At 62.3% G+C, this 12,815-nt stretch carries 15 protein-coding genes; 9 read left to right on the top strand and 6 right to left on the bottom strand.

The window, feature by feature from the left end:
* Window positions 1-45: 45 nt before the first annotated feature.
* Window positions 46-462 (top strand): winged helix-turn-helix transcriptional regulator, encoded by a 417-nt coding sequence (locus WBN73_RS07140; RefSeq protein ID WP_207594835.1) that lies wholly within the window; start codon window positions 46-48, stop codon window positions 460-462.
* 43 nt (window positions 463-505) lie between these two features.
* On the top strand, window positions 506-1,342 hold the full coding sequence (locus tag WBN73_RS07145) for an alpha/beta fold hydrolase (RefSeq protein WP_337339984.1): 837 nt from the start codon (window positions 506-508) through the stop codon (window positions 1,340-1,342).
* Window positions 1,343-1,346: 4 nt separating this feature from the next.
* On the opposite strand, the gene WBN73_RS07150 is transcribed toward WBN73_RS07145, so the two are convergent.
* From WBN73_RS07150 to WBN73_RS07175, 6 genes are all read right to left on the bottom strand, one after another.
* Window positions 1,347-2,870 (bottom strand): CYTH and CHAD domain-containing protein, encoded by a 1,524-nt coding sequence (locus WBN73_RS07150; RefSeq protein WP_337339983.1) that lies wholly within the window; start codon window positions 2,868-2,870, stop codon window positions 1,347-1,349.
* A 126-nt stretch (window positions 2,871-2,996) separates the two neighbouring features.
* Window positions 2,997-3,491 (bottom strand): SRPBCC family protein, encoded by a 495-nt coding sequence (locus WBN73_RS07155; RefSeq protein ID WP_207594842.1) that lies wholly within the window; start codon window positions 3,489-3,491, stop codon window positions 2,997-2,999.
* Window positions 3,492-3,605: 114 nt separating this feature from the next.
* Window positions 3,606-3,959, bottom strand: a complete 354-nt coding sequence (locus WBN73_RS07160; protein WP_198318271.1) for a hypothetical protein — start codon at window positions 3,957-3,959, stop codon at window positions 3,606-3,608.
* 476 nt (window positions 3,960-4,435) lie between these two features.
* Entirely contained in the window at window positions 4,436-4,699 is a 264-nt protein-coding gene (locus WBN73_RS07165) for a hypothetical protein (RefSeq protein WP_207594844.1), read from the bottom strand.
* Complete coding sequence (locus WBN73_RS07170) at window positions 4,696-4,854, bottom strand: hypothetical protein (RefSeq protein WP_198318272.1); 159 nt, start codon at window positions 4,852-4,854, stop codon at window positions 4,696-4,698. The genes WBN73_RS07165 and WBN73_RS07170 overlap by 4 nt, the downstream gene beginning before the upstream one ends.
* A gap of 229 nt (window positions 4,855-5,083) precedes the next feature.
* Window positions 5,084-5,848, bottom strand: a complete 765-nt coding sequence (locus tag WBN73_RS07175) for an IclR family transcriptional regulator (RefSeq protein WP_207594846.1) — start codon at window positions 5,846-5,848, stop codon at window positions 5,084-5,086.
* A 113-nt stretch (window positions 5,849-5,961) separates the two neighbouring features.
* Between WBN73_RS07175 and WBN73_RS07180 the strand changes: the two genes are divergently transcribed.
* From WBN73_RS07180 to WBN73_RS07210, 7 genes are all read left to right on the top strand, one after another.
* Complete coding sequence (locus WBN73_RS07180) at window positions 5,962-7,341, top strand: SLC13 family permease (RefSeq protein ID WP_337339980.1); 1,380 nt, start codon at window positions 5,962-5,964, stop codon at window positions 7,339-7,341.
* A gap of 27 nt (window positions 7,342-7,368) precedes the next feature.
* A complete protein-coding gene (locus WBN73_RS07185; protein WP_337339979.1) occupies window positions 7,369-8,616 on the top strand; it encodes a CaiB/BaiF CoA transferase family protein in 1,248 nt (415 codons plus the stop codon).
* Window positions 8,613-9,452 carry an enoyl-CoA hydratase/isomerase family protein gene (locus tag WBN73_RS07190; RefSeq protein ID WP_337339978.1) on the top strand — a complete coding sequence of 280 codons (840 nt, stop codon included), beginning with the start codon at window positions 8,613-8,615 and terminating at the stop codon, window positions 9,450-9,452. The genes WBN73_RS07185 and WBN73_RS07190 overlap by 4 nt, the downstream gene beginning before the upstream one ends.
* A gap of 65 nt (window positions 9,453-9,517) precedes the next feature.
* Window positions 9,518-10,123 carry an AAA family ATPase gene (locus WBN73_RS07195; protein ID WP_280623648.1) on the top strand — a complete coding sequence of 202 codons (606 nt, stop codon included), beginning with the start codon at window positions 9,518-9,520 and terminating at the stop codon, window positions 10,121-10,123.
* A 353-nt stretch (window positions 10,124-10,476) separates the two neighbouring features.
* Window positions 10,477-11,301 carry a phosphotransferase family protein gene (locus WBN73_RS07200; RefSeq protein ID WP_337339977.1) on the top strand — a complete coding sequence of 275 codons (825 nt, stop codon included), beginning with the start codon at window positions 10,477-10,479 and terminating at the stop codon, window positions 11,299-11,301.
* Window positions 11,298-11,771, top strand: a complete 474-nt coding sequence (locus WBN73_RS07205; protein ID WP_337339976.1) for a hypothetical protein — start codon at window positions 11,298-11,300, stop codon at window positions 11,769-11,771. Before WBN73_RS07200 ends, WBN73_RS07205 begins: the two co-directional genes overlap by 4 nt.
* A gap of 341 nt (window positions 11,772-12,112) precedes the next feature.
* Window positions 12,113-12,568, top strand: a complete 456-nt coding sequence (locus WBN73_RS07210; RefSeq protein ID WP_207594858.1) for a hypothetical protein — start codon at window positions 12,113-12,115, stop codon at window positions 12,566-12,568.
* The last annotated feature ends 247 nt before the right edge of the window (window positions 12,569-12,815 follow it).

Genomic DNA, 12,815 nt, shown 5'->3' on the forward strand with positions numbered 1-12,815 from the left:
TTTATTGTGCCCAGGGCACCTCCACGTTCCTGCAATGATGAGGTCATGACACTCACGGCTGAACAGAACCGTCGGAAAGCGCAACACCACTACAACGCTTCCTTGGAACTCTGCCCGGCACGCCAATTGCTGGAGGCGATCAGCAGCAAATGGGTGACACTTGTCCTGCTCGCCTTGGAAGAAGGGCCGCAACGCCACAGTGAGCTGCGCCGACTGATCCCGGGGGCGAGCCAGAAAATGCTGACCTCCACACTCCGCTCCCTGGAGCGCGACGGCCTGATTGACCGGGAGGTCACCGCGTCGGTTCCGGTCCGAACGGATTATGAGCTCACTGCACGCGGCCGTTCGCTCCTCCCGATCATCTTCGACATGAAGGAGTGGGCGGAGGACAACATGGACGCCGTGGCGGCGGCGCGTCAACTCCACGACAGGGCCCGTGCCGGCGCACCAACAGAACAGTAGGCTGGAAACGTTCGTGTTGAACCGCATCGAAGGGACTTGAGTTTTGGCTTACATCACCGTCGGAAACGAAAACAGCACTGAGATTGAGCTTTACTACGAGGACCATGGGACCGGCCAGGCTGTGGTTTTGATCCACGGCTACCCGTTGGATGGTTCGTCCTGGGAGAAGCAGACCGCTGCCTTGCTCGAGGCCGGTTATCGCGTCATTACGTACGATCGCCGGGGTTTCGGAAAATCCAGCCAGCCCACTGAAGGCTATGACTACGACACCTTTGCCGCAGACCTCAAGACCGTCCTGGACACCTTGGACCTGAACGACGCCGTCCTGGTGGGCTTCTCCATGGGCACCGGCGAGGTGGCGCGCTACATCAGCACGTATGGCTCGGCCCGTGTTGCCAAGGCAGTCTTCCTCGGTTCGCTGGAACCCTTCCTCTTGAAGACCGATGACAACCCCGACGGCGTGCCGCAGGACGTGTTCGACGGCCTTGCCGCCGCCGTCACCGCAGACCGCTACGCGTTCTTCACCGACTTCTTCAAGAACTTTTACAACACCGATACGTTCCTGGGCACGGACCGGCTCAGCCAGGAAGCCGTGGACGCCAGCTGGAATCTGGCCAGCAAGTCCGGGGCCTTTGCCTCGGTGGCCGCGCAGCCCACATGGCTCACGGATTTCCGGGCCGACATCCCCAAGATCGACGTCCCGGCCCTAATCGTCCACGGCACGGCTGACAACATCTTGCCCATCGACGTCACCGGACGGCGTTTCAAGGACGCACTGCCCAGCGCTGACTACCTGGAAATTGAGGGGGCACCGCACGGCCTGCTCTGGACGCACGGCGCCGAAATCAACGACGCGTTGCTGACGTTCCTCAAGAAGTAGGTTCCTATTTCTGGAGCCTGAGCTTCAGCGCCTTCTTGCTGTGACGAAGATATTGCTCTTCCGTGGCGTCGGCGGCACTGCGTTCCATGGCGTGCAGGAGGCCATAAGTAAACGCAGCGCTGCTGATGCCGGGCGCAGAACCCAGCTTCAGCAGCTCCGCGCGGGCCACCACGCTGTCCTGGTGGTCACCGAGGATCGTTTGGATTTTGTGGGCTGCATCCCCCAGCTTCACGGCCCGCTTGCCGTGGACACCTTCAACGGCCGCGGCGGCAAACCGCAGCTTCTTGGCGGCCTTCCGGACTTCGTGAAACGCTGTGTCACGCCGGGGCCCGACGGCGGCAGCCACCGCGGCGTCATGGCGTTTGCCGAGGTGCTTGGCGGCTTTGTTGACGAGCTTCGCCGTGGTTTTCCGGGCCTTCGCCTCCCCTTGCGGCGTTACCGGTGGGGCTTCGATGAACGCCTCGAGTGCGTCCAACAACTTAAAATACCGGGGGCTGTTCAGGCGGTTCTTGACAGCTCCCATTGCGGTGTCCGCCCTGACAGCCATGCGCTGGTCCAGTTCGTCGTGCAGCGGGCCCAGTACGAGGTTCGACGGCAGCTCGTCAAGGTGCGTCCTCAAGCGTGCGTGCAGGACCTCCGTGTCACGGTACCGGCCCAAAGTCTTGGCCAACGACTTCAGCTCGCGCTCAAGTTCCTTCACCGGGGCAGGCTCAAAGAGCTGGCGGTATGAGTGCAAAACCGATCGGACACGGCGGATCACTGACCGCATTTGATGGACTGAGTCATCCCGTCCCAACCGCACGTGGGCATCCTGAAGCAGGAGGTCGGCCTCTTGGTCCTGGAGATAGGTGAGTACCGGGGCCATTGCCGAGCCCTTGTCATAGGCCTGGTTGCGGCCGTTTCCTTTGAGATCCGGCCATGAATCACCCACGGCAGTAGCCAGCTTGGAGGTTCGGTTGCTGGGCTTCGCTCCTGCGTCTGAGAGCTGTCCCACGAGGGTTTCCAGGAGCGCATCGTCGGCGCCGTCCTGCGCGGTCAGCTCGACTTCCCACTCCCGCCACTCCGACCCGCGGGGCTCACCAAGGGAAACCTGGGCCCGTACATAGTCGTCAACGAAGTCGGCCAAACGTTCGCCGCCGTGTCCGTACAGCGCGTAGCTGGTGCGTTCTGTGGTGAGTGTGGCCACTGCGGCCACTGCATGGCCCCGCGTGTAAGCGAGCACGCGATCCATGAGTTCCACCGGGACCGTGTCAGCGGTGCCCAGCGGTGCGTGAATCTCCGTCCGCTTCCCGGGACTAAGGGGCAGTTTGAGGTGCCAGCCGGCGTCGGGTCCACCGGTGCGGCGCCGCAACGTTATTCCGCGGGCAGCCAGGGCGAGGTGGCGGGTATCGAAGTAGATGGCCTCCAGGCTGTAACTTGCCGGTTTACCCACTGCCCCCACCCCGTCGATAGTGTGCAGTTCGGGCAGCGGAGTCGATGCGTCGGCATCGAACTTCCGCTCGGACTCCACGGTGCTGGACACTGCCATGGCTGTCAGGACTCCCTCTGCCGTTGATCTTGCGTACGCCGGAGGGCCGGCCCGTAACGGTGGCCGGCCCTCGTTGGAGCTATCTATTGGTGCTGTATCCAGTGTGAGCCAGTCCCGGGCTTCGCGCTAGGGACGGACTCCGGGCGTCTGCCCCGTATCATCCACATCGCCGCCGGATACCGTGCCGCGCCAGGCCCCGGTTTCATGCCCCTGCGCCTCAATGAACTTCTTGAACTTGTCCAAGTCGGCACCCACGCGCAGTTCATCGACGTGCAGCGCCGATCCCGCCTTTTCCGCGAGGCTTTCGGGCTCCCAATCGATCGCCACGGTCACTCGGGTGCGGGCCTCTGCGAGCGGTTCGAAGCTGACCGTGCCTGCATTGCGGGGTCCATCGACGCTTGCCCAACTGACAAGCGCGTCCGGGACCTGCTCAATGATTTGGGCGTTGTACTCGCGCTTCACGCCGCCCACGTTCGTCGCGAAATGGAGTGCTGTGTCATCGATCTGTTGCACCGACTCCACACCGTTCATGAACTCCGGGAAGGTCTCGAACTGCGTCCACTGGTTGTAGGCGACAGATACGGGGACATCTACATCGATTGACTTGTTGACCGTAGCCATAAGGTTGCTCCTTCGATCGCGTCTCGGGTGCTCGTGCTGTACTGCTGGTGGCGCGCCAGCCAGCTGGCTGCTTAACCAGTGGCGCGCCTGTCTAAAGCGCGCCAGCCAAAGCTCTTAGCCGGCGTCGAAACTTTCTTCGTCATCGTCGTTGGGCGACTCTTCCTCGGGAAGGTCGTTGCCACTGCCATCCGGCAGGCTGTCATCGTTGCCGTCGGGCACGGTGGACTGCTCGGCGTGGGCCTGCTCTTCGGTTCCTCCGAAGCGGCCGGCTCCGGGCTCGCCTGCACTGTCTGAATCCTCCGGATCCAGGTGGCTGAGGTTCGGCGCGCCGGTACCTTCTCCGAGGCCGGCCTCTTCGATGTCCTCTTCCACGCGGGGCTGTGCCTGGCCTCCGCCGGCTTCCTGCTCTGCCGTAGGAGTGCCGTAGCCTCCCACTTCCTCTTCCGGTGTGGCATTCTGCTTGTCCATATGACCTGTCCTTTCCCTGAGCGGTGGAACGTGTTGATGGAACACTTCGAACCTATAAGGGTACTTAGTGCCATGTCCATGTCGAGACCAAAATAGTCAGTAATCTTAGCAATTTGTTGACAAACGTTGTATGGTGCGGCCCCGCGTCATGTCAGGACGGCTGCGGCACCTCACACCCGCCCTGAGGGTCCAGGCTCGTGTAATTCAGGGGGCCGGCGACGATATTCAGAGCTATGGTTGCAAACTGCGAGCACTGTGCAGGCGGGGCGCTGAAATAACCCCGCTGGCCGGCCGCAATTGCGCCGATGACGAGCCAAACTACAACGATCAGCCCGATGATTGAACCGATGCGCATTTTCTTCCGCCAATCGCTAAACTGACGACTTTTCAGGAATTAGTGGCAAACACCCGCAAGGGGTCACCAAGAACGCGGCCGCGGACAGGAAACCTCCCCGCCCGCGGCCGCGCTGCTCCGATCAATCCGTAGGATTGGTTTCGGTGGTCAGACCACGGTTGTCCGTGGTTCCTTCGTCCTTCTCTTCTGCCGGCCCTGGTGGGTTGGCTGACTCGCTGGGGCCAGCATCGACGGCGTCGTCCGGACTTTCCGACGAGGCGTCACCTACAGGTACCTGGCCGCTGGATTCAGGCATCCCCGGATCCCTGGGAATGGGATGGCCGGGGGTGGTGGTTCCATCGCGAACCTGGGCAAAACCGGCAACTTCGCTTGGATCAGTTGTCATACGCGCGACCGGCCACGGCCAAGAACCCAGCCCAGAAGGGCCAGCACCAAGAGGATGATTCCAACCCACAGCAGGAAGCTGAGGGCTTGGTTGAATCCGCCCACGAGGAGCAGGATGATCGCGATTACGCCGGCGATTATTAAAAGTGTGTTCATTGAGCTACGCATCCCTTCAATAAATTTTGTCTATTCAGGAAGGCGTCCGCTGGTACCCCGATAAGGGGCGCCACCCATGCCAACGGGCACCGATCGAAGAAATAGTTCTCCATATCGCTTTAGTACCCTCCGGAATCGGGTTCAAACGAAACCAATACTCCAAAGAAGCACGTCCACAGCATCATGATAGGCGCGCTTTGAGTTGCGGCGAAGTATTTTGACAGGAAACTTAGTAGCCCTTGGCGGAGAACGCCCCCAAAGCCCTGCTGATCTCACGCGCGGTGCCGGTGGCCGCCTCACCGTATTCCTGGTATTTGGCGGGGACTATCCTGCTGGAAGGCCCCGAGATGGAGATGGATCCGGCAGCGACACCGCCCGGCCCCAGCAGCGGCACGCCGATGGAAGTGATCCCCGTACTGAGGCCTTGTTCGTTGATGGAGTACCCGCGGGCACGTGTGTCCGCGATCATCTCGCGAAGCCGTGTGGGATCCACCACGGTCTGCGGCGTCAGCGCTTCCAGCGGGCCAGCCAGGTAATCGTCAACGAAGGCCTCGTCAGCAGCCGATAAGTAGGCCATTCCTGTAGAGGAGGCGTGCATCGGCAGGCGCGAACCCAGCGGCAGGAAAGCCCTCAGCACGTGGGGGGTGTCGAGTCGCTCGATGATGAGCATGTAGCCGCGGTCCGGCACCGCCAAGTGAACCGTTTCCGTCGTGTCCAGCTGCAGCGCATTCAAGGGGCCCATTGCCGCGTCACGGATCACTGATCCGCTGCTGCCACGGCTTGCCACAGCGAAGGCATGGTTGGTCAAAACCCACTTGCCGGCTTGGACCTCGGACTGCGCCACCCAGCCCAGTTCGGCCAACGTCCTGAGCATACGGAGCACGGTGGCCTTGGGCACGTCCACCTCGCGGCTGAGCTCGGACAAGCCTGCGGGCTGGTTGTCCGAGACTGCTTCCAGCACCCTGATGGCCGTGACGACGCTTTGCGTGCTCATGCAACCCTCCCGCTTGACCGACTAACTCCAGTGCCCTACATTACAGGCGACTTCCCAAAATGAACCGATGGTTCATCCAGTGAACCGACGTAGTTTGATTGGAGAACGGGCTTATGGAATTACAGATACTGGCCCTCGCCATCTTTGTAGGCGTCTTCGTCCTGGCCACCCTGCGCAAAGTGCACATTGGAGTGCTCATGTTCGCAGCGGCCGCCGGCGTGGGTGTGTGGATGGCCGGGATGACCATCGAGAAGGTAGTGGCGGGCTTTCCCATCGGAATCCTCGTCCTGCTGGTTGGCGTGACCTATTTCTTTGCGATCGCGCAGGCCAACGGGACCATCGACCGCATCATCGAAATGGCCATCACCAAAGTGGGTGACCGCGCCTTCTTCCTTCCCTTGGCTTTCTTCGCCCTCACCATCGGCATCTCTGCCATGGGCTCACCCCTGGCCGGACTGGTCATGGCACCCATCGGAATGCCCCTGGCCAAGCGGTACGGCATCGACCGCATGCTCATGGGGTTGGCCATCGGATCGGGGCTCAGCGCGGGCGGATTCGCACCCACCAGCCTGTTCGGCATCGTCACCTACGGCACCGCGAGGGCAGCCGGAATCGATCTGGATCCCCTGGTCCTTTTTGGCGTGGCCCTGGGCACCAACATCCTGCTGCTGGGGGCCGCCTACGTGCTCTTCGGCGGTTTCAAGCTGCTCAACACCCGCACGGCTGACGGTTTCGGCACCAACCTGCCGCGCTTCAGCGCAAGCCGCCCGACGCCGTCGCACCCTTTTGAACGCGAAGGCACCATTGCACGGGGCAAGAAGGCCGCCGAACAGGCCGTTCAGGTCCTCGACGAACTGGCCCCCGCGCCGCAGCCTTCGCGGCTGGACCGCAACCAGATCATCACCGTGCTCTGCATGGCCGGATTGGTTGCCACCGTCATCCTGATGTCCGTCCTCGGCGCCAGCCCGGACATCGGTGTCCTGTGCTTCGCGTTCGCCTCGGTCCTCACGCTGTGCGACCCACAGTCCGGGAAATCGGCCGTAGCCAAAATCGACTGGTCCACCGTCCTGCTGGTAGGCGGGATCATCACGTTCGTCGGAGTGCTTCAGACCATGGGAGCCGTCGCGTTGCTCGGCGAAGCAGCCGGCGCCGTCGGGACTCCCTTGCTGGCCGCGCTGGTGATCTGCGCTATCGGTGCCCTCATTTCCGCCTTCGCCTCCACCACCGGGATGCTCGCTGCGCTGGTTCCGCTGGCACTCCCGCTGGTGGCCTCCGGGGACGTCGCCGGATGGGCGGTTATCGCCACCCTTGCCGTGTGTTCGTCCATTGTTGACGTCTCTCCGTTCTCTACCGTCGGCGCCACGTTCGTGGCCACCGTCGACGCCGATGAACGCCCCCGCATCACCAGGTTCCTCACCCGTTGGGGCTTGTCCATGGTGGTGGCCGGGCCGCTCTTGCTGGTTGGCGCCCTGGTGCTGACCTCCAGCCTCTAAAACCGTCTCAAAGTTAGGACAGCAATCATGCTCAAACCACTCCGCGGAATCACCGTGATCGACCTCAGCCGGGCCCTCGCCGGCCCCTATTGCACCGCACTCCTTGCCGACATGGGCGCCCGGATCATCAAAGTCGAAAGCGTCAATGGTGGCGACACAGCCCGCCAATGGCCGCCGTTCCAGGATGGTCACAGCCTCTATTTCGACTCCGTCAACCGCAACAAAGCCTCCGTGTGCTTGGACTTCTATTCAGTGGAAGGTCGTGAAATTCTCTCCGGTTTGATTGCCGACGCGGATGTCCTGGTGGAAAACTTCAAGCCCGGCACTTTGGAAAAGATGGGATTCACAGCAGCCCGGCTTGAAGAGCTGAACCCGGGACTCGTGGTGGGATCCGTCACCGGGTTCGGCAACACAGGCCCCCTCAAGGACGACGCCGGACTGGACCAGGTCATCCAGGGAATGTCAGGGCTGATGTCCGTCACGGGGCCTGGCCCAGGTTCCGGCCCCGGCGAGGCCTACCGGGTCGGCATACCAATCGTGGACATCACCTCCGGGATGATCTGCGCCTTCGGAATTGTGTCAGCGCTCCTGGGGTCCCGGAATGGCGAGCGCCCCGGCCGCGTGTCCACCTCCCTGCTGGAGACGGCCCTGAATCTGTCCGCATTCCAGGGGCAGAAGGCGCTCAGTCTCGGTGAAGCACCCACACCGCAGGGCAACAACCACCCAGTCATCGCCCCCTACGGCATGTTCGCCACGGCCACGGAATCCATCAACATCGCCGTGGGCAGCGACAAACAATGGCGCGCGTTCTGTGGACTGCTCGGGATGCCCACCGCCGTGGAGGATCCCCGTTTCGTCACCGGCGCGGACCGCTCGGCCAACAGGGATCAGTTGACGGAGCTCATTGAAGCTGCCCTATCCGCGAAGCCGGCAGCCGAATGGGTTCCGCTGATCAGCGCGGCCGGGATCCCGTGCGGCCCCATCTACAACTACACCCAGGCACTGGCCTCGGACCAGGTCGCCGCCCTGGGACTCGTCCAGCACAGCAGGCGTCGTGATGGGTCCGAACTCCCCCTGCTCCGCGGCCCGCTCAGCCTGGACGGCGAGGCCAGCGAAATCCTGGCTCCCCCGCCGCTGCTCGGCGAGCACACCGCCCAAATACTCATGGAGCGCGGAATGACGCACGACGACGTCACCCGGCTTGAGCGAGAGGGTCGCCTCGTCTGCGTGCCGGGTTCCGTCCTGGTTCCGGAAACTTTGGGAGCGCAGCGATGACCGTAGTATCCCCGGCAGACACTGCCCGTCCCGAGGTTTCCCGTGCCGGCGGCATCGTCGTCGCGATATCTGACGGCGTGGCAACCGTGGAAATCTGCAACCTTGCCCAGCGGAATGCCCTGACCCGGGCCATGTGCCTGGAGATCCAGGAACTGATGCCGCAGTTGGACGCCGATCCTGACGTTGCCGTGGTGGTGCTGCGCGGCGCCGGGAACACTTTCTGTGCCGGGGCCGCCATCAGCGAACTCGCTTCCGTCCTGATCGATCCGCAAGAGGACGGTTCCACGGTAGATCACCTCAGCGCCGCAGACTGTGCCATCGCTTCCCTCGCCAAGCCCGCGGTGGCGCTGGTCGATGGCGCCTGCATGGGTGGCGGCTGGCAGATCGCCTCCGCCTGCGACTTCATCATCGCCAACGAACGGGCAGTCATCGGACTGACGCCGGCCAAGATCGGTATCATCTACCCGCGACCGGGCATCGAACGGCTTGTCCGCCTGGTGGGTCACGCCAACGCCAAGTACATCCTCCTCACCGGACAGACGTTCAGCGCCACTGAAGCCCGCGCGCTCGGCCTGGTGGCCGACGTCGTGCCTTCCGAGTTCTTTGAGGAGAAGTGCGCAGCACTGATCAATACGCTCCGGAGCCGTTCGCAGTTCTCCATGCATTCGATGAAGCGGCTGATGAACTTGACTGACGCCGGTTCCGGCCTGGCGGTCATTGACCAGGAGTGGGCGGAGGCGTGGGCGGCGATGCCGGACAGCCCGGACATGGAGATCGGCATCAAAGCGTTCCTGGACCGCGAGCAGCCCCGGTTCACGTGGCGGCCTGTGGGCTGACTCACGCCGCATCACGGCACAAGACGGCACCTCCCTTCGTTGGTAGGGAGACGAGGGGAGGCCTCATGCTCATTGTTCTGACTGGAATTGACGGTTCGGGAAAAACGACGGCGGCCCGCGCCTTGGTCGATTCTGCCCGCGCCGAGGGGCGGAATGCGCTGCTGCTCAGCAACCACGCCGCCCGGCGCCGTATGTCGCTGGTGTCCGAGCGGTTTGGCTGGAAATTGCCACCGCGGCTAGCCGACGTCATTGAAACCGGCGTCAGGTTGTTCAACGTGCTTCTCAACCATGCGCGCGCCCACAAGTTCGACGGCCTGGTGGTGATGGACCGTCACCTGCACTGCCAGCTCGCACTGCGTCAGGCCAATGGTTTAGGCCGCGGCCGGCTGCTTCCGTGGCTGCTGGGAAAGCTCCCAGCGCCGGACCTCTCAGTCCATTTCGACGTCGACCCCCGCCTCGCCCACCAACGGGTCACGGCACGCGGGACTGACAACGAAACACTGGCTGACCTTGAGGCTTTCCGCGCCGCATACCGTTCGCTGCCCGAGTTTGACGACTTTGAGGTGGTGGACGCCGGCGGGAATCCGGAGCAGGTTTTGGCCCAACTGAACCGGGTGATCGCTGCGGGCCGGAAAGCGGCCCTACCCCGACCCCACCAAGCCACGGCTTGACTTGCTCCCCGGCTCACGACGGGTAGGCTCGCCCCATGCCAACTACGGCGTTCCTTGGGGGGAATTGATGAGTGCCAACACCAGACGTAGCCTGCTGATCTTCGTGTTCGGATTCGGGACCTACGCCGTTCTTTTATCGACGTTGGGTCCGCTCCCATCTTTGGCATTGGGTGGTGTTGTGGCCGCCCTCGCCGTTTTTGTTGACCGGTGGATTCGGATACGGCGGGGAACCCCTATGACTCAATCACCCGATAACGCCTCCACTCCGGGTCAAGGGCATCCTTGAGTCAGTCCGCTGAACGCACGACGGCGGACATCGCCTTGGCAGTCGCCGCCCGCCGGGTGCCGGTTCAGTGACTCTGGCAGGAGCCGGAACCGAGTTCCTCTTTTATGAAGCCGCCGGTGGCTTAGTTCGTGAGGGCTACCGGATTCCCCGTTCGAGTGAATTCAACACGGCGAACAACAGGGATGTCTCAGCCGAGACCCTACAACGTCAGGAAATGATGTTGGCGCACTGGGCTTCGGACAACGGCATCCCCAGCGCCGCCGCCATTGATCTTGTGATGCAAGACGGCTTCCCCGTACTAATTCTGGAAGTCGTAGACGACGACGGTTCCGATCTGGATCGCTCGGCACTTGGATCAGTTATCGCCTCTATGCACCGTCTGCCAGTTCCCGGCATTCCTTTGGTTGCCCAAGCAGGAAGGCCTTGGGATGCCCGGCTCGTAGACCGGCTGGAGGAACGATACTCGCGTCTTCGGGTCCGCCATTCGCTCCCCAACCTGCCTCCCTCAGCAACACTGCAGGCAACGCTCGAACGCAACTCCAGCGAGCCCCGCCTCATGCATATGGACCTTCGACGCCAAAACGTCAGGGTCCGCAACGGTCAGCCGCTTGCGATCTTCGACTGGAGCAACACCCTCGCAGCACCTCCGGAGCTGGAAATCGCAAGGATCAGTGAGTACTCCGTCATCAGGGAAAACGGCATCGACTATGCGGCCTTCCTGAACGGCTACTCCAAAGGTGGCGGGAGCATCGACGTCGGAAGGCCGTCCTGGCCCATCTACACTCTTGACGCTGCGGTGATGCTCGCGGGAGTCTTCGACACCGTTGCCCCGGATCCTGAAGTGCGCGAGCACTTTCTATCCCGCGCGCGGGCACTGGTGCGTGAACTGTGAACGGGACATCAACGCTGATTTCAGAGGCCCGGATCAGTCGCGGCTCCCAGAAGGTCATCGCAAGCGTGGTGGGCATGCTGTGCATATTCATCATTGTGACCTCCATTCCCAGCGGTGTACCGCTGATCAGCGCAGGGCTGGTGGCGGTCATTGCGCTCCTGACAGTTTCGGTACTCCGCATCAGGGTGACCGTTGAAGCCACGGAGCAGAACCTGACGGTCAGATGCCGGCCGTTCTACTCCAGGACGATCCCGCTAAAGGACGTCGTTGACGCCTCCCCGGCGCCGTCCAGTTCCATGACCGAAGGCTTCGGCGTCCGGTACTTGGGCCAGCGAACGTGGGGGCTACTGGTCGGCGGACCGGCCATCGTCCTGGAGACACCCCATCGCACGTGGCTGATCTCCACGCCGGACCCCGAGTCCACCGCCACGTTTGTACTGGCCCACGCCAGCAAACTAAAGGACAGATGACGGCAGGTGGTTTACCACCATCGTGGCAACAGGTTTGGTGAACATACACGGTAGAGGGCCAGCTCGAGGAGCACCTCTACTTTCAAACTGGACGTGTAGCGTTTAGGGCCCCTTCACCGGGCAATTTTGCGGGCGGGTCTTACGGGAATCCGGGTGGCCCGGGAGCTATGGGGATTCGGCTTGGAGCTTCTCAGGAGTGAAGAGCGGCCGGTAGAGGACCGGTTTACGGGCACCGGTTCGTCTGGGCCTCAACGATGGCTCGCGATGAGTTGCCTTATTCGGTTGAGGTATCTTTTGGCGCAGTCTCTGGCCGTGACGGTTTCCTCGTGGATAATCAGGGCATGCTTATCCGAGAAGCCAAGGACCGATTAGAGCAGATGCTCGCGGAAATAGAGACAGGCGAACGCAGCGACACCTTAACCCCGGGAGCGGTGGTGAAGGCCTTCCAGTCGTTCGCGGCCATCCCAGCCAGCGACTGCGCTCCCGTCGACGAGGATGGCGACGGCGTTCTGGCCCAATTCGGAACCAACGGGTCGCGTGGCACACAGGAATTCAGCGTGGACCTCTCGCGTCAGTTCATTGAGGCCGGCGACGACGGTTCGACATGGCAGCTGTCGTGCACCCTTTACTGGGATCCAACACCCGACACCACGGCACTTGGTAGCGGCAGCCTGTGGTCCTTCGACACTTCACCCGAAGACTTCTTCAGGAACGCGGTCCTCCTTCCTGGCTGGAAATGGGCGCTTGGCACAAGCAAACGACCCAACTCACGGGACATTACGCTCGACCAGGCTTAAGAAGGCAGCCGTCCGGTAATGGATAGGCTTACGCGCGCACTACTGCTCCACCACTTATGCGCCATTAGCCCTCCAAAATGTCAGGGCCTGGCGATACCTTCCTAATACCGTGCAAAGGGCCGGTTGAATCTATAGGGGCAACAATGAGCGCACCGGATCGACGAGTTCGCGTTATCTTCAGCTGCAAGAGAGGTCACCAACACGAGCTTTGCGTGAGCGTTGATCGCCAAGTACCACCTGAGCTTCG

Source organism: Paenarthrobacter sp. CCNWLY172 (assembly GCF_037402035.1).
Classification (GTDB): domain Bacteria; phylum Actinomycetota; class Actinomycetes; order Actinomycetales; family Micrococcaceae; genus Arthrobacter.